The following is a 16,285-nucleotide window of genomic DNA, read 5'->3' as shown; positions in this document are numbered from 1 at the left end:
TGCTGGATCAGCCTCTGGCTCGGGCCCTGCGCTCCTCGCGGCGGGCGACGAACCGGGCGGCCGTCTCGTCGGTCCTCTGCAGGAACTCCGACAGCTCCTCGCGGGCCCGCTCGCCCTCGGGGCCGAGGCCGGTCTTGTCGAACACGGACCACTGCCGCAGCACCGGCATGAGCACGTCGTCGAGGTGGAGGCGCAGGTCGTAGATGCCCTCGTGGGCGATGGTCATCGCCATGCGGGTGAAGCCGGCGATGTTGGAGCCGGGCATCTGGAAGGTGGTCACCACGTCGGTGACGGCCCGCATGGTCTGGTCGGGGTCGAGCTCGAAGGCCGCCTTGAGCAGGTTGCGGTAGAAGAGCATGTGGAGGTTCTCGTCGGCGGCGATGCGGGCGAGCAGGCGCTCGCAGCCCTCGTCGCCGGAGGCCGTGCCGGTGTTGCGGTGCGCGATGCGGGTCGCCAGCTCCTGGAAGGAGACGTAGGCGAGCTGCTGCAGCATCGTGCCGTAGTCGGTCATGAAGCCGCTCTGCATGTGGGCCATGCGGGCGCGCTCCAGCTTGACCGGGTCGACGGCGCGGGTCACGGTCAGGTAGTCGCGGATCGCGGTGCCGTGGCGATCCTCCTCGGCCGTCCAGCGGTGCACCCACGTGCCCCAGGCGCCGTCGCGGCCGAAGGTGGTGGCGATCTCGTGGTGGTAGCTGGGCAGGTTGTCCTCGGTCAGGAGGTTGACGATGAGCGACACGCGGGCCGGCTCGGGCAGCTTGGAGTCGCCCTCCTGCCAGGCCTCACCACCGTAGGGGCCGTCGAAGTCGCGCCCCTCGCTCCACGGAACGTACTCGTGGGGGAACCACTCCTTGGCCATCTTCTCGTGGCGGTCGAGCTCACCTGCCACGATCGGCTCGAGCTCGTGGAGCAGTTGCGTCTGCGTCATCGGCATGAAGGGATCCTCTCCTCCTCAAGGTTACGGCACCGTAGGTTAGGGTACCCCAGGGACGCCCAGGTGAAATATGGTGTCCTCATGCGACCCAGCGTCCGGGGCCTGCTCCTCGACGACGACGAGCACCTGGTGATCTTCCGCCGCACGGTGCCGGGCCGCGCCGTCTACTGGTCGGTGCCCGGCGGTCACGTCGAGCCCGGCGACGCCACGCTCGAACACACCCTCCGCCGCGAGCTGCTGGAGGAGCTGGGCGCGACGGTCTCGGCCGTGACGCCGCTGACCACGGTCAGCTATCCGTGGGAGGGCGGGGTGAAGACCCAGCACGTGTACGGGTGCCGCCTGGTGGCGATGGACCCCGCGCTGCGCCACGGGCCCGAGCTCGACGACCCGGGCCGGGGCGTCTACGAGGTGGAGCGGCTGCCGCTGGAGCGCGAGGAGATCACCTCCCGCCACGTGGTCCCCGAGGCGGTGGCCGCCTATCTGTCCGGCCACATCGAGGCGCTGCCCCGGCTCATCGAGGATCGTCCCCCCGCCGGCGCGGCCGTCAGCGACGGTCCTCGATCTCCCACAGATGGTCGATGACGTGCCAGGCGAGGCGGCGCCGGGCGTAGGCGGGCGGCCAGGCGGTCTCCACCGGCGGCCGCCACGGGCGCGAGAGCACCTCGGCCAGCTCGGCGCGGAGCGCGTCCACGTCGGCGCGTGACCGGTAGGGCTTGTGGCGCACCCCGACCTGCCGGGCGTAGGCGCGCTCGGAGTCCTGCAGGTGGTTCACCATCTTGGTCAGGTCGCGCCCGCCGCCGCGCGGCCCCTTGCGCAGCTCTTCCGGCGACTCCCCCGCGACCTCGTCGAAGAGCTCCCAGGCGGCCCGCAGCAGCGCCACCTCGCGCCGGGCGGTCTCCTCGCCGACCGGTTCCAGGTCCTGCTCCGGGACGGTCTCGGGAGCGCCGAAGTCGGTCGTCGTGCCGCCGCGCACGCGGGCGACGACCTCGGGCTCGCCGGGGTCGAAGGCCAGGCCGGCCCGCTCGGCGATCACGCGGTAGCGCGGGGCGTACTCCATCAGCCGGTCGATCGCGGCCTCCCCGCCCTTGGCCACACGGCACCAGCCGGGCCAGGCGAACGAGCAGGCGAAGACCTTCTTCGGCCCTTCTTCCAGGTAGATCCGGGTCATGGCGGCAAGCCTGCCACCCATACCTGTCAGTCTCCGGCAGGTTCCACCAGATCGACGAGGTCGGCGACCGAGTCGACGATGAGCGACGGACGGAAGGGGAAGCGGTCGACCTCGTGACGCTGGGTGACGCCGGTCAGCACGAGGATGGTGAACAGCCCGGCCTCCATGCCGCACACGATGTCGGTGTCCATCCGGTCGCCGATCATCGCGGTGGTCTCGCTGTGGCCGCCGATCTCGTTGAGCGCGCTGCGCATCATCCGCGGGTTGGGCTTGCCGACGAAGTACGGCTGCACCCCGGTGGCGCGAGTGATCATGGCCGCGACGGCGCCGCAGGCGGGCAGCGACCCCTCGGTGGACGGGCCGATCGGGTCCGGGTTGGTGGCGATGAACCGGGCGCCGCCCTCGATGAGCCTGATCGCGCGGGTGATCTGGGTGAAGCTGTAGGTGCGGGTCTCGCCCAGCACGACGTAGTCGGGGTCGAGGTCGGTGAGCACGTAACCGGCTCCGTGCAGGGCGGTGGTCAGCCCGGCCTCGCCGATGACGTAGGCGGAGCCGCCGGGCCGCTGGTCGTCCAGGAACTGGGCGGTGGCCAGCGCGGAGGTGTAGATGGACTCGGCGGGCACGTCGAGCCCGGCCGCGGCCAGCCGCACCGACAGGTCGCGCCGGGTGTAGATGGAGTTGTTGGTCAGCACCCGGAACCGCTTGGAGGAGTCGCTGAGCCGCTTGATGAAGGTGTCGGCGCCGGGCACCGGCCGCCCTTCGTGCACCAGGACCCCGTCCATGTCGGACAGCCAGAAGTCGATCCGCTTACGCTCGGTCACCGGATCATCCTAGCGAGTGCGGCATATCGACTTCTCAACCGGTGCATGAAGAATGTGACTCATGTCGTTCACCGAAGCCGCACAGGACATGCGGGACGAGCTCGTCCGGCTGCGCCACTCGCTGCACACCACGCCGGAGATCGGCCTGACGCTGCCCCGTACCCAGGAGAAGGTGCTGGCGGCCCTCGACGGGCTGCCCCTGGAGATCACCCTGGGCAAGGCGCTCAGCTCGGTGACCGCCGTCCTGCGGGGCGGCCGGCCGGGACCGGCCGTGCTGCTGCGCGGCGACATGGACGCGCTGCCCGTCGCCGAGCGCAACGACCTGCCGTACATCTCCCAGGTCGAGGGACGGATGCACGCGTGCGGGCACGACCTGCACACGACCATGCTGGCAGGCGCGGCGCACCTGCTGAGCGCGCGCCGCGAGGAGCTGGCCGGAGATGTGATCTTCATGTTCCAGCCGGGCGAGGAGGGGCAGCACGGCGCCAGGCACATGATCGAGGAGGGGGTGCTGGACGCCGCCGGCGACCGGCCGGTGGCCGCGTACGGGATGCATGTCGTCTCATCGATCCTGCCGGCGGGCGTGTTCGCCTCGCGGCCGGGGCCGATCATGTCGGCGGCCGACGTGTTCGAGGCCACGGTGAAGGGGCGCGGCGGGCACGGTTCCACCCCGCACCTGGCGCGTGACCCGATCCAGGCCGGGTGCGAGATGGTGACGGCGATGCAGACCACGGTCACCCGGACGTTCGACGCGTTCGACCCGGTGGTGGTGACCGTCGGCAGCTTCCACGGCGGGTCGGCCGACAACGTCATCCCGGACGAGGCAAGATTCGAGGCGACGGTCCGGACGTTCAGCGCGGGCAACCGGGCCCTGGCCAAGCGGCGCCTGGTCGAGGTGGTGGAGGCCATCGCGGCGGCGCACGACCTGAAGGTGGAGGCGTCGATCCGCATGGGCTATCCGGTGACGGTCAACGACGCCGCCGAGGCGGCGTTCGCGGGCGCGGCGGTGGACGAGCTGTTCGGTCCCGGCCGCTACGTCGTCGCGCCGAATCCGGCCATGGGGTCGGAGGACTTCTCGTACGTGCTGCAGGAGGTGCCGGGGACGTTCGTGTTCCTGGGCGCCTGCCCGCCCGGCCGCGACCCGGCGACCGCGCCCTACAACCACTCCCCCGAGGCGCTGTTCGACGACTCCGTGCTGCCCGACGGGGCGGCCCTGTACGCCTCGCTGGCCCACAGGCGTTTGGCGGCGGCCGATGCGGGCCTGGGCGGTTGACCGGCCGGGGCCTATCGCGTCCCGGCCGCTGGTCATGGTGGAGCGCCCGGTGCCCGAGCCGGGCCCGGGCGAGGTGCTGGTGCGGGTGGAGGTGTGCGGCGCCTGCCGCACCGACCTCCACCTGGCCGAGGGCGACCTGCCGCCCCACCGGCCGCTGACCACGCCCGGCCACCAGGTGGTCGGGCGGGTGGTGCGGCCCGACGGGAGCGACGGGGAGCGGGTCGGGGTGGCCTGGCTGCGCTCGACCTGCGGGAGGTGCCGCTACTGCCGGCGCGGTGTGGAGAACCTGTGCCCGGAGTCCACGTACACGGGCTGGGACGCCGACGGCGGCTTCGCCGACTACCTGACGGCGCCGCGCGACTACGTCTACCCGCTGCCTGACGACGTGCCGGCCGAGCGGCTGGCGCCGCTGCTGTGCGCGGGCATCATCGGCTACCGCGCGCTGCTCCGCAGCGACCTGCCCGAGGGCGGGCGGCTGGGCATCTACGGGTTCGGCGCGTCGGCCCATCTGACCGCGCAGGCGGCCATCGCCATGGGCGCGGTCGTGCACGTGGTCACCCGCGCCGCCCGTCACCGGGAGCTGGCGCTCGAACTGGGCGCGGCCTCGGCCGGGGACCGGCCGCCCGAGCCGCTCGACTCGGCCATCCTGTTCGCGCCGGTCGGCGACCTGGTGCCGCCCGCGCTGGAGGCGCTGGACCGGGGCGGCACGCTCGCCGTCGCCGGGATCCACCTGAGCGACATCCCGCCGCTTGACTACGACCGCCATCTCTTCCGGGAGCGGACGCTGCGCAGCGTCACGGCCAACACCCGGGCGGACGGGCGCGCGTACCTGGAGCTCGTGCGCGAGCACCCGCCGCAGGTCAGTAGCGTGGCATACACATTCGAAGAGGCCGGCAGGGCGCTCTCGGACATCGCGCGCGACCGGGTCAAGGGCGCCGCCGTCATTCTCGTGGGCTGACGAGCCCGAGGCCTGTGGAGACAAACGCCGTCACGAGCACCCATGAAGGAAAGTTACATTAGCCTCACAACCACTGGAGATTATTGACGCACTCACCGCCTGACCGTAGGGTCCGGTCAATCCCACAGATCCTCATCAGGTCCGAACTTCCCCGGAGCGGTACATGAAGCGACTAGCAGCTGTAGTGGCGTTGCTGGGCCTTACCGCCGTCACAGCAGCGTGCAGTGGCAGCGGCACCCCCACCAATCAGTCCTCTTCGGGCGGCGGTGGCGGCGGGCTCTTCACCACGATCGACGTGAACAGGCCGGGCATCGACGCGAGCGGCCCCGCGAACCCGTACAACCCGAAGGGCAACTCCTTCCTCGGGTACAACGCGATGAAGCTCGCATGGGTCAAGAACCACCTGACCGACCCGAACCAGTTCTACCCGGGCATCGCCGAGAGCTGGGAGATCGCCCCGGACAACTCCGCGATCACCATCAAGCTGCAGCCGAACAACAAGTGGTCCGACGGCAAGCCGGTGACCGCCGAGGACGTCAGGCTGTCCATCGGCATCGCCTACACGCAGGGCAGCACCGCCTTCGCGATCACCCCCGGCGCGGCGGGCGCGGCGGCCGACGTCGAGGTCGTCGACGACAAGACGGTCAAGGTCACGCAGGACATGACCAACCCCAGCAGCAAGTTCGCCCGCGGCGTGCTCGACACCTTCGTGGCCCCCGCGCACATCTGGGGCAGCGTGCTGCCGGCCGACTTCTGGGACAAGCTCAAGACCTCGCGCGGTGAGGGCGCGGACGCCGAGAAGGCCCGCGAGGAGATCACCGCCCTGGGCGAGAAGATCATCACCTTCGCCCCCGAGAAGGACGTCTCCGCCGGCCCCTTCATCCTGGAGCGGGTCAACCCCGGCGAGGCGCTGCTGGTGAAGAACAAGGAGTTCTACAACGCCGCCAACGTCGCCCCGGACCAGGTGAAGTTCCTCAACTACACCGGTAACGAGCAGATCTGGAACTACCTGATCTCCGGCAAGCTGGACCACGCGGGCTTCACCGCCGCCCCGGCCGACGTGATGAACCGGATCAAGCAGGCGCCCGGCACCAACATCATCAAGGGCTTCTCGCCGGTGGCCGTCGGCATGGCGTTCAACCAGACCAAGAAGCCGTACGACAACGTGCACGTGCGCCGCGGCCTGGCCTACCTGATCGACCGCGCCGAGGTCACCAAGGTCGCCTCGCCCGAGGGCGGCAACGCCGCGGTGACCACCTCCGGCATCCACCAGAAGCCGGCCCAGGAGTGGCTGGGCGCCGAGCTGAACAGCCTGGAGCCGTACAACCCCGACCCGGCCAAGGCCGAGGAGGAGTTCAAGCAGGCCGGGCTGCAGAAGAAGGACGGCAAGTGGGCGCTGGCAGACGGCAGCCCCTGGAAGGTCACCATGACCGCCCCGTCCGGCTTCTCCGACTGGATCTCCGCGCAGGAGAACATCAAGGGCCAGCTCGTCGAGGCGGGCGTGGACGCCGAGGTCGTCACCGTCGCCGACTACCCGCTGTACCTGGAGGAGATCGCGGCCGGCAAGTACGACGTCGGCTTCTGGCTGATCGCGCTCGGCCCCGCGCCGTACGACATCTACCAGCGTCTCTACGGCGCCTCCAACGGCTGGACCAACGTGGCCGGCAAGATCAAGCACGCCGAGCCGGGCAAGAGCGGCAACTGGATGGGCGGCGCGGAGAAGGTCGAGGTCGACGGCACCGAGATCAACCCGGGTGAGCTCACCGGCAAGCTGAACTCGGTCAGCGCCGAGGAGGCCAAGCCGATCATGCTCCAGCTGGCCAAGGCCGCCAACCAGGACCTGCCGGTCATCCAGCTGTGGGACTACGTGAACACCCAGTTCACCAACACGAGCCGGTTCACCGGCTTCCCCGAGCAGGAGAGCGACCTGCTTCGCCTGCCCGCCGGAGTCTGGATCCAGCTCGGCATGGTCAAGAAGACTCAGTAGGCATGACGGTCATCGCACGACGTCTCGCGGGCCACCTGGCCCGCGGGATCGTCATGATTCTCGTCGTCGCCACGATCAGCTTCTTCATCGTCCGCAACATCCCCGGCGACCCGGTGGCGGCGCGCTACCAGAAGCTGCTGGAGCAGGGCATGTCGCCGGAGGCGGCCGAGCGCGCCACGGCCGTGATGTACGGGTTCCTGCCCGAGGGCACGCTGTGGCAGCAGTACACGGACTACATGGCGGGCCTGTTCAGGTTCGACCTCGGCGTGTCCGTCACCCACCCCGGCTCCCCCGTGACCTCGGTGCTCGGCGAGGCCGCCAAGTGGACCGTTCTACCGGTGCTGGCCGGCACGCTGCTGAGCTTCCTGGTGGGCGTGATCATGGGCGTGTACGCGGCCATCAAGCGCTCCGGCAAGCTCGGCGACTTCCTGGCCATCTCCGGCTCGCTGCTGCACGGCGTGCCGCAGTACGTGCTGGCGCTGCTGATGGGCGCCATCTTCACGACGCTGATCCCGATCCTGCCGCAGGGCGGCACCGCCGACATCCTGTTCGAGCCCGGGTTCAACGCCGGCTACATCGGCTCGCTGATCGAGCACGCCACGCTGCCTGTCGTGACGTACGCGCTGGCCAGCTACGGAGGCTGGATCCTGGCCATGAAGTCGAGCGTGGTCACCGTGCTGGGCGACGACTTCATCCTGGCGGCCGAGCTGCGCGGGATGCGACGGTCGATCATCTTCAGGTACGTGGCGCGCAACGCGATCCTGCCGCTGTTCACGATCCTGGCGCTCTCGCTCGGCCTGCTGTTCGGTGGCGCGATCTTCATCGAGAAGATCTTCAACTACCCGGGGCTCGGGTTCCTGCTCATCGACAGCGTCGTCAACCGCGACTACGCGCTGATGGGCGGCGCGTTCCTGCTGATCACGGCGGCGATCATCGTGGCCAACATCCTGGCCGACCTGTTCTACACGGTCATCGACCCGCGGGTCCGCTCCGGTGAGGAGGCGTCGGCGTGAGCAGCGCGATCCTGGAGACCACCAGCACGGCGGCGACCATGCGCCGCAACTTCTGGCGCGGCGTCTGGCGGGTGATGAAGCGCAAGCCCAGCCGCCTGGTCGGCGCCGTCATCGTGCTCGGCTTCACGTTCATGGGCGTGTTCGGGCCGATGTTCTACCCCGAGGTGCTGCCGCGCGACACGAGCCAGCTGTACGCGCCGATGAGCGCCGAGCACTGGTTCGGCACCGACGGGCAGGGCCGCGACGTGCTCGCCCAGGTCATCACCGGCTCCCGGTACGTGCTGCTGAGCGCGCTGGTCACCGCGGTGATCACGGTCGTGCTCGGCACCGCGATCGGGCTGTTCTCCGGCTTCAAGCGGGGCCGCTGGGACACCGTGCTCATGCGGCTGACCGACATGAAGCTGACCATCCCCGGGCTGCCGCTGCTGCTCGTGCTCTCCACCGTGTGGTCGTTCGGCAGCGCGCTGGAGATGGGGCTGCTGCTGGGGCTGCTCGGCTGGGGCGGCGTGGCGCGGGCGGTGCGCTCGCAGACGCTGTCGCTGCGCGAGCGCGGCTTCATCGAGGCGGCGCGCGGGCTCGGCCTGTCCACCACCCACATCGTGGGCAAGGAGCTGCTGCCGAGCATGGCCCCGTACATCGCGATGAACATGCTCATCGCGGTCACCGGCGCCGTGTACGCGCAGGTGGGCCTGTTCTTCCTGGGCGTGCTCCCGTACGAGGCGGACAACTGGGGCGTCATGCTCAACCTGTCCGTGTTCGGCGGCGGGGCGCTGACCACGACCGCCGCGCTGCCGTACATGCTGGCGCCGCTGCTGGCGATCCTGCTGCTCACGCTCGGCATCGTGCTCGTGGTCGACGCCATGGACGAGATCTTCAACCCCCGGCTGCGTGAGGAGTAGGAGTGCCAGGACAAGCGCCGGGAGTGCGCATCGACGGCCTGACGGTCGTCTACAAGACACCCGCGGGCGAGCTGCCCGCCGTACGGGACGTGGCGCTGACGCTGGAGCCCGGTACGATCACCGGCATCGTCGGGGAGTCCGGCTCGGGCAAGTCGACGCTGGCGCTGTCGCTGCTGAACGCGGTGCAGCCGCCCGGCCGCATCGCGGCGGGCAGCGTGGACATCGACGGGCTCGGCGACGTGGTCGGGCTGCGCGGCGAGGAGCTGCGCAAGGCGCGCGGCAAGCACGTCGGGTACGTCTTCCAGGCCGCCCAGAACTCCCTCAACCCGCTCAAGACGGTCGGCAAGCAGGTGCTCGACCTGGGCCGCTCGCACGGCGTGGAGGACCTGCGCGGCCTGGTCCGCGACGCCAGGGAACTGCTCGGCCGGATGGGCCTGGACGGGGCGCGGGTGCTCGACTCGCACCAGCACGAGCTGTCGGGCGGCATGCGCCAGCGCGTCGGCATCATGCTGGCGCTGGTGCTCAACGCCCACCTGGTGGTGCTGGACGAGCCGACCACCGCGCTCGACATGATCACCCAGGCGAACATCCTGAAGATCGTCCGCGAGGTGCACGCCGAGCGCGGCCTCACCACGCTGGTGATCACCCACGACATCGGGGTGGTGGCCGAGGTCGCCGACCGGCTCGCGGTCATGTACGGCGGCAGGCTGGTCGAGCAGGGGCCGACCAGGCAGGTGCTCGGCGACCCCCGCCACCCCTACACCAAGGGCCTGATCAGGGCCATCCCCAGGCTGACCGGCGACATCGCCGAGGCGCGGGCGCTGCCCGGCCGGCCGCCGACGCTGACGACCGTGCCCGAGCGGGGCTGCGTGTTCAGGGACCGGTGCGAGCTGCGGATGGACGTCTGCGACACCGACGACCCCGCGGCCGTCGCGCACGGGGACCGGATCGTGGCCTGCCACGCGGTGAAGGTGAGGGAGCACGCGTGATCACCGGAGAAGGCATCGTCAAGACCTTCAAGCAGCGCGGCAACGTGCTCGGCGCACGCGAGGTGCGGGCGCTGCGCGGGGTGGACTTCGCCATCCCCAAGGGCGGCGCGGCCTCGTTCATCGGCGAGTCCGGGTGCGGCAAGACGACGCTGGGCCGGATCATCGCCGGCCTGGAGACCTACGACGAGGGCGAGCTGACGCTCGACGGCGTGCCCATGTCGTCGCTGAAGCCCAAGCAGCGCCAGCCGCACTTCCGCAAGATCCAGCTGATCCACCAGGACCCGTACTCGGCGCTGAACCCGACCCGCACCATCCACCAGACGCTGAACGCCCCGCTGACCCTGCGCGCCAAGCAGACCGGCCGGTCCAAGGCGTGGATCGAGGAGCGGGCCGCCGAGGTGCTGTCGATGGTCGGGCTCGACCCGGCCAGCGTGCTGGCCCGCTACCCGCATCAGCTGTCGGGCGGCATGCGGCAGCGCGTGGTCATCGCGCGGGCGCTGACCGTGGACCCGGAGATGCTGGTCGCCGACGAGGCCGTGTCGATGATCGACGTCTCGCTCCGGCTGGGCATCCTGGCGCTGCTGAAGGACCTGCGCGAGCGGCTCGGGGTGGCGGTGCTGTTCATCACCCACGACGTGGCCACCTCGCGCTACATCGGCGACGACGGCGAACTGTACGTGATCTACCGGGGTCAGGTCGTGGAGCGGGGGCCGGTGGACACGGTGATCGCCGACCCGGTGCATCCGTACACGCAGTCGCTGCTGTCGGCGATCCCGGTGCTGCACGGCCTGGAGCGGCCCGGCGAGCAGCCGGTGACGCCGGTGGAGTCGATGGAGGCCGGGCAGGACGAGTCGGGCTGCCTGTTCGCGCCGCGCTGCCCGTTCCGCGGCGAGCGCTGCGCGGACGAGCGCCCCCTGCTGCAGGTGACGGAGGGAATCCCGCAGGAGCACGCCTGCTTCTACCCGGAGCGGCGCAGCGTCGTGGCCCGCCCGATGAGCGAGGTGTGAGGTGACCTCCCACCCCACCGGCCCGGAGACAGGAGAGGTCCGGGTGCTGCGCAAGCTGCGCGGCGCCGATCTGGCGCGGGCCGCCGAGGTGGCGCGGGCGGCGCTCGTCCATGACGCGGAAGAGGCCGGGGCGCTGGTGGAGAGGCTGGCCGCGCCGCCGGCCAACCGCCGCTGGGCCGCGCTGGTGACCGGCGGCGGCCTCGCCATGGCGTCGATGTCCACCGCGGACCCGGCCGTCGGCCACGTCGACCTCATCGCCATACACCCCGATCACCAGGGCCTGGGCGGCGGCCGGGCGCTGCTGCGCGCGGCCGAGGAGTGGCTGCGCGGCCAGGGCGCCCGGCGGGTCCGCCTGGCCGGGAACCCGCCCTGCTACGCCTGGCCCGGCATCGACGTGCGCTACACGCCCGCCGCCTGCCTGGCCGAGAGCCTCGGCTACGAGCTCGACCGCACGGCCTGGAACATGACCGCAGACCTGGACACCGGCCTGGACACCGACCTTGACGTGCGGGCCGACGTGGAGCGCCTGGCCAAGATCGGCATCGAGGTCCGCGCGGCCGGCGGCGACCGGGAGCGGGTGGCGGAGTTCGCCCGCGAGCACTGGAACGACGCCTGGGCCTGGGAGGCCGTCAACGCCTCCGGCCTGCACTACGCCGAGCGCGACGGCCGCGTGCTGGCCTTCGCCGCCTGGGGCACCCGCCCGTCCTGGTTCGGGCCGATGGGCACCGCGCCCGAGGCCCGCGGCACCGGCCTGGGCCGGGTGCTGCTCCGGCTCTGCCTGGCCGACATGCGCGCGGCCGGGCAGCGGACCGCCCAGATCGGCTGGGTCGGCCCGCTGCGGTTCTACGCGCGCGCCGTCGGCGCCCGCGCCGAGCGCGTCTTCTGGCTGTACGGGCGCGAACTGGCGTGAAGTCAGCCGTAGAGGAGAGGTCCGTCAGGGGGAGCGGGCTCGGCGCACAGGCCGCGCGGATCCTCCCCGGCGTCCAGGCACCTGGTCAGGCTGCCGGACCCCCACAGGTGGTCCATGAACTGCTCCGGCCCCCGCCACTCCAGGTGCCCCGGGTAGAGCGTGCGCGCCACGTGCAGCATGCTCACCCCGGTCAGCACCGGCCGGAACGCCTCCGGGGCGTGCACGTGCAGCTGAACTCCCCGTACCGGGAGGCCGGCGTGCTTGTGGAAGGTGGGCGTGAACCACGTCTCCCTGAACCGCACGCCGGGCAGGCCGAGCGCGGCCAGCGCGGGGGCGAACCGCTCGTCGGCGTAGGGGGCGCCGACGAGCTCGAAGGGCCGGGTGGTGCCGCGGCCCTCGGAGAAGTTCGTGCCCTCGAACAGCCCGGTCCCCGGGTAGACGAGCGCGGTGTCGGGGGTGGGCATGTTGACCGACGGCATCACCCAGGGCAGGCCGGTGGCCGCGAACGTCATGTCGCGCCGCCAGCCCTCCATGGTGACCACGCGCAGGTCGGCGTCGAAGCCGAACAGCGTGGCCAGCTCCCCCGCGGTCCTGCCGTGGCGCAGCGGCAGCGGGAAGCGGCCCACGAAGCTGGCGAACGCCGGGTCGAGCGGCGGGCCCTCGGTGACGGTCCCGCCGAGCGGGTTCGGCCGGTCCAGCACGACGAACCGCAGGCCCAGCCGGGCGGCCGAGGCGAGCAGGTCGTACATCGTCCAGACGTAGGTGTAGAAGCGGGCTCCCACGTCCGCGATGTCGAACACCAGCGTGTCCACGCCGGAGCGCTCCACCAGCTCGTCCAGCGCCTCGCCCTCGGTCTTGTGCGTGTCGTATACCGGCAGCCCGGTCCTGGCGTCCACCGCGTCGCCCTCGCTGAAGCCGGCCTGCGCGGTGCCGCGGACGCCGTGCTCGGGACCGAACAGCGCCGTCAGCGGCACTCCGGCCGCCAGCAGCGCGTCCGCGGTGGGGGTCAGATCGGGCAGGACCCCGGTGGGGTTGGTGATGAGGCCGAGGCGCGTCCCGCCGGCCAGCGACGGATCCGCGGCCAGCCGTTCGGCTCCGGTGCGTACGTATGACATGAACCCATTGTCTGAAAGATATTTACAAGAGAGAAGTAGAGGGTGGAAATTAGCGTCATGATTGATCCGCTACCAGAGCCGTCCACCGAGCAGAGCGATCCCCGTTACAGCCAGATCGACCGGCTGCCGACGCTGCAGATCGCCCGACTGATGAACGAGGCCGACGCCGCGGTGCCGGCGGCCGTGGCCCTCGCCATCCCGGCCATCTCCGACGCGATCGACGCGATCGCCGAGCGGATGGGCAAGGGCGGCAGGCTGCTGTACGTCGGCGCGGGCACGTCGGGCCGGCTGGCCGTGCTGGACGCGTCCGAGTGCCCGCCGACCTTCGGCACCGACCCGGAGCTGGTCCAGGGCGTCATCGCGGGCGGTCATGAAGCGCTCACCCGCTCGGTCGAGGGCGCCGAGGACGACGCGGACGCGGGCGCCGCCGCCCTGGCGGAGCTGGAAGTGGGCCCCCTCGACTCGGTGGTGGGCGTCTCGGCCAGCGGGCGCGCCCCTTTCGTGCTGGGGGCGCTGGCGGAGGCGGGCCGCCGGGAGGCGCTCACCGTCAGCCTGTCGTGCAACGAGGGCGCGCCGCTGTCGGCCGCCGCCGAGCACCCGATCGAGGTCGTGGTGGGCCCCGAGGTGGTGACGGGCTCCACCCGGCTCAAGGCGGGGACGGCCCAGAAGCTGGTGCTCAACATGATCTCGACGATCTCGATGGTCCGGCTCGGCCGCACGTACGGCAACCAGATGATCGAGATGTCGGCGATGAACAGCAAGCTGGCCTCGCGCGCGGTGCGCATGGTCAGCGACATCACCGGGGCGGGCCACGAGGCGGCCGGCCGGGCGCTGGCCGAGGCGGGCGGGCAGGCCAAGGTGGCGGTGCTGATGATCAGGCACAAGCTGGACGCGGAGGGCGCCCGCGCGCTGCTGCGTTCCCACGGGGAGCGGCTCAGCGACGCGCTGAGCGGCTGACGGGGATCTGTCGACTCGGGGGTCCTGGGTTTGGGTTCATTCGACGTACGGGGGGCTAGAGGATGTCCGATCGGCTGGACGCGATCTTGGCGGAGGCCGTGCCGGGGGTGTGCCCGGCGGCTGTCGCGCTGATCGCCGTGGACGGCGCGGTCGTGGCGGCCTCGGCCGCCGGCGAGCTGGTGCGCTACCGGGACGCCGCGTTCACGCTCGCCGAGTACAGGCCGCCCGCGAGCCGCGAGGCCGTCTTCGACCTGGCCTCGATCAGCAAGCTGTTCACCACGGCCGCCGTCTTGTCGCTGGCCGAGGAGGGCGTGCTGGGCCTGGACGAGCCGGTGGCGGCCTGGCTGCCGGGCCGCGACCCGCGGATCACCCTGCGCCGCCTGCTGACGCACACGGCGGGTTTCCAGCCCACCCGCCGCATCGACCTGGAGCTCCCGGACGCCTCTCCGGCCGCGCGCATGGCGGCCATGGTCTCGACACCGGTGACCTCTCCGGTGGGCGGGCCGTACCTGTACTCGGACGTGGGCCTGGTGATGGCGGGCCGGGTGGCGGAACTGGCCTCCGGCATCCCCCTCGACCAACTGGTCCGCGCCCGCGTGACCGGCCCCCTGAACCTGACGGCCACGGGTTACCGCCCGGTCTTTAGCCCTCCCACCCAGCCCACGACCGACAGCGGGCCCCCGTACGAGATCGGCTCCCCCACTCACGGCGAGCCACCGTACGAGAAAGGCTCCCGCACTCGCGGTGGGCCGCTCCACGAGATCGGCTCCCCCACTCCGCCTGCGCCCGCGGGCGGGCTGTCTCAGGGGGCCGCTGACCTTTCACGGGTCGCCGCCACCGAGTGGAAGCCCGAGCGACCGGGGCCGGGCTGCGTGCGGGGTGAGGTGCACGACGAGACCTCGTACGCGCTCGGCGGGGTGGCGGGACACGCCGGCGTCTTCGGCACCGCGGACGACGTGCTGGCGCTCGGCGAGGCGCTCAGGCTGGGCGGCGGGGCGGCATTGCGCCCGGACACCGTGGCCGAGATGCTGCGCGACCAGGGCGTGACCGACGCGCCGTTCCGGCACGGGCTCGGCGTCCGCATCGGCGACCCGGGCATCGTCGGCCCGCTGGACGACGCGTTCGGCCACTCCGGCTTCACCGGCACCTCCCTGATCGTCTCCCCGTCCCGCCGGCTGACGGCGGTCCTCCTGACGAACGCCGTACACCCGGTACGCGGCCGCCCGGGCATCCGCGACATGCGCACCGCAGTCGCGACCGAAGCCCTGCGCCTGTCCTCCTAGACCCCACTCACCAACCCCGCACGCGCTACGCAGCCACCCGCAAGCCACGTACGAGTGTCGCGACCATGCGGACAACCGCCCCTCACCAACACCACGCCCCCCGCGAACCGCGCACGACGGTCGCGACCGCGACTATGACAGCGGTCGCCTTCGGGTGCCGGCCCGACCTGCTGCGCATGGCCAGGTCGCCGGGGCATGCCACGCCGTACGCCGCACGCGGCGAAGGTTCTGTCGGACCCGGCCTACCGCCCGCAAGATCGCCGCCGGCTGAACAAGGGCGAGAGCCTGCACGCGCTGCGCCCAGCAGGGCGCCATCTCCGAGTCGGCCTGGCCGCTCAGAGCCACGATCCAGAAGCCCTGACAGTCTCGGCCTCGTCCGCCCGGTCGAGGCCTGATGCCTACTCCCTTCGGGGTAACGCGTACAGCGAACGGTGCAAGGTCAAGTGACGATCAACGGACGACGCGCTCCCGCTGCGGCCCGGCCTAGCGTTTCTCCTCGAGATAGCCGGATGAGAACGGGAGGAATCGCCATGAGCAAGAGAGTGATGACTGCGATCGCCGGGCTGGGCTTGACAGCCGGTTTGCTGGGACTGGCCGGCGCGCCGGCTGGTGCCCAGGCCGGCACGGCCGGCGAGGCTGCCACCGCCGCGATGGCCGCGCCGAAGCCGCCGAAGGGCGCCAGGGCGGTGGTTCAGGTCAGCCCCAACCCCACCACCAAGCGCAGCCAGGAGGTGACGATCACCGGCCACTGCGGCGGCGGCAAGGGGCTCAAGGCCGTGCTCGCCGGGCTCGACAGGAAGCACCCGGTGTTGCAGAACATCCGCGTCGTCAAGGATGACCCGAAGGGATTCGTGGCCAAGGCAACCCTCCACCCCAAGATCGGTAACGGCGTCGGCCCCGTGTTCGTCGACTGTGGCGGCGAGGCAGGCGTGACCCTCTTGGTCACCCACGTCTGATCCGAACCTGCCCGACCC

The 16,285-nt window shown here is 71.4% G+C and carries 16 protein-coding genes; 12 read left to right on the top strand and 4 right to left on the bottom strand.

Annotated elements, in window-relative coordinates:
* Positions 1-7 precede the first annotated feature (7 nt).
* Complete coding sequence (locus ACZ6YG_RS06815; protein ID WP_148032498.1) at positions 8-931, bottom strand: acyl-ACP desaturase; 924 nt, start codon at positions 929-931, stop codon at positions 8-10.
* 81 nt (positions 932-1,012) lie between these two features.
* Between ACZ6YG_RS06815 and ACZ6YG_RS06810 the strand changes: the two genes are divergently transcribed.
* Positions 1,013-1,513, top strand: coding sequence for an NUDIX domain-containing protein (locus ACZ6YG_RS06810; RefSeq protein ID WP_148032499.1), 501 nt, complete (start codon positions 1,013-1,015; stop codon positions 1,511-1,513).
* On the opposite strand, the gene ACZ6YG_RS06805 is transcribed toward ACZ6YG_RS06810, so the two are convergent.
* Both ACZ6YG_RS06805 and ACZ6YG_RS06800 read right to left on the bottom strand, forming a co-directional pair.
* On the bottom strand, positions 1,476-2,099 hold the full coding sequence (locus tag ACZ6YG_RS06805) for a globin family protein (RefSeq protein ID WP_148034703.1): 624 nt from the start codon (positions 2,097-2,099) through the stop codon (positions 1,476-1,478). The genes ACZ6YG_RS06810 and ACZ6YG_RS06805 overlap by 38 nt on opposite strands.
* A 26-nt stretch (positions 2,100-2,125) precedes the next feature.
* Entirely contained in the window at positions 2,126-2,881 is a 756-nt protein-coding gene (locus ACZ6YG_RS06800; protein WP_219544626.1) for an HAD-IIA family hydrolase, read from the bottom strand.
* A gap of 100 nt (positions 2,882-2,981) precedes the next feature.
* On the opposite strand from ACZ6YG_RS06800, the gene ACZ6YG_RS06795 reads away from it, so the two are divergent.
* The 8 genes from ACZ6YG_RS06795 (at position 2,982) to ACZ6YG_RS06760 (ending at position 11,956) form a co-directional block, all read left to right on the top strand.
* Positions 2,982-4,193 (top strand): M20 metallopeptidase family protein, encoded by a 1,212-nt coding sequence (locus tag ACZ6YG_RS06795; protein WP_466017396.1) that lies wholly within the window; start codon positions 2,982-2,984, stop codon positions 4,191-4,193.
* On the top strand, positions 4,174-5,151 hold the full coding sequence (locus ACZ6YG_RS06790) for a zinc-dependent alcohol dehydrogenase family protein (protein WP_466017395.1): 978 nt from the start codon (positions 4,174-4,176) through the stop codon (positions 5,149-5,151). Before ACZ6YG_RS06795 ends, ACZ6YG_RS06790 begins: the two co-directional genes overlap by 20 nt.
* Before the next feature lie 163 nt (positions 5,152-5,314).
* The gene (locus ACZ6YG_RS06785) at positions 5,315-7,138 is read left to right on the top strand and encodes an ABC transporter substrate-binding protein (protein ID WP_466017394.1); all 1,824 of its coding nucleotides are present in this window, start codon (positions 5,315-5,317) and stop codon (positions 7,136-7,138) included.
* Positions 7,139-7,140: 2 nt separating this feature from the next.
* Complete coding sequence (locus ACZ6YG_RS06780; RefSeq protein ID WP_148032504.1) at positions 7,141-8,151, top strand: ABC transporter permease; 1,011 nt, start codon at positions 7,141-7,143, stop codon at positions 8,149-8,151.
* Positions 8,148-9,050, top strand: a complete 903-nt coding sequence (locus tag ACZ6YG_RS06775; RefSeq protein WP_261808644.1) for an ABC transporter permease — start codon at positions 8,148-8,150, stop codon at positions 9,048-9,050. Before ACZ6YG_RS06780 ends, ACZ6YG_RS06775 begins: the two co-directional genes overlap by 4 nt.
* A 2-nt stretch (positions 9,051-9,052) precedes the next feature.
* Positions 9,053-10,039 (top strand): ABC transporter ATP-binding protein, encoded by a 987-nt coding sequence (locus ACZ6YG_RS06770; RefSeq protein WP_261808645.1) that lies wholly within the window; start codon positions 9,053-9,055, stop codon positions 10,037-10,039.
* Positions 10,036-11,046 (top strand): ABC transporter ATP-binding protein, encoded by a 1,011-nt coding sequence (locus tag ACZ6YG_RS06765; protein ID WP_148032505.1) that lies wholly within the window; start codon positions 10,036-10,038, stop codon positions 11,044-11,046. Before ACZ6YG_RS06770 ends, ACZ6YG_RS06765 begins: the two co-directional genes overlap by 4 nt.
* A gap of 1 nt (position 11,047) precedes the next feature.
* The gene (locus ACZ6YG_RS06760; RefSeq protein WP_466017393.1) at positions 11,048-11,956 is read left to right on the top strand and encodes a GNAT family N-acetyltransferase; all 909 of its coding nucleotides are present in this window, start codon (positions 11,048-11,050) and stop codon (positions 11,954-11,956) included.
* A gap of 2 nt (positions 11,957-11,958) precedes the next feature.
* On the opposite strand, the gene ACZ6YG_RS06755 is transcribed toward ACZ6YG_RS06760, so the two are convergent.
* The gene (locus ACZ6YG_RS06755; RefSeq protein ID WP_466017392.1) at positions 11,959-13,071 is read right to left on the bottom strand and encodes an exo-beta-N-acetylmuramidase NamZ family protein; all 1,113 of its coding nucleotides are present in this window, start codon (positions 13,069-13,071) and stop codon (positions 11,959-11,961) included.
* Positions 13,072-13,128: 57 nt separating this feature from the next.
* Here ACZ6YG_RS06755 and murQ point away from each other — a divergent pair, with 57 nt between their 5' ends.
* The 3 genes from murQ (at position 13,129) to ACZ6YG_RS06740 (ending at position 16,267) form a co-directional block, all read left to right on the top strand.
* A complete protein-coding gene (gene murQ, locus ACZ6YG_RS06750) occupies positions 13,129-14,028 on the top strand; it encodes an N-acetylmuramic acid 6-phosphate etherase (protein ID WP_219544504.1) in 900 nt (299 codons plus the stop codon).
* Between the two features lie 62 nt (positions 14,029-14,090).
* Positions 14,091-15,311: a serine hydrolase domain-containing protein gene (locus tag ACZ6YG_RS06745; protein ID WP_466017391.1), complete on the top strand. Its 1,221-nt coding sequence runs from the start codon at positions 14,091-14,093 to the stop codon at positions 15,309-15,311.
* Between the two features lie 530 nt (positions 15,312-15,841).
* Positions 15,842-16,267, top strand: coding sequence for a hypothetical protein (locus ACZ6YG_RS06740; RefSeq protein WP_466017390.1), 426 nt, complete (start codon positions 15,842-15,844; stop codon positions 16,265-16,267).
* Positions 16,268-16,285: the final 18 nt, after the last annotated feature.

It is taken from the genome of Nonomuraea sp. NPDC054003 (genome assembly GCF_055585125.1).
This window is presented reverse-complemented; position numbering and strand designations above follow the sequence as displayed.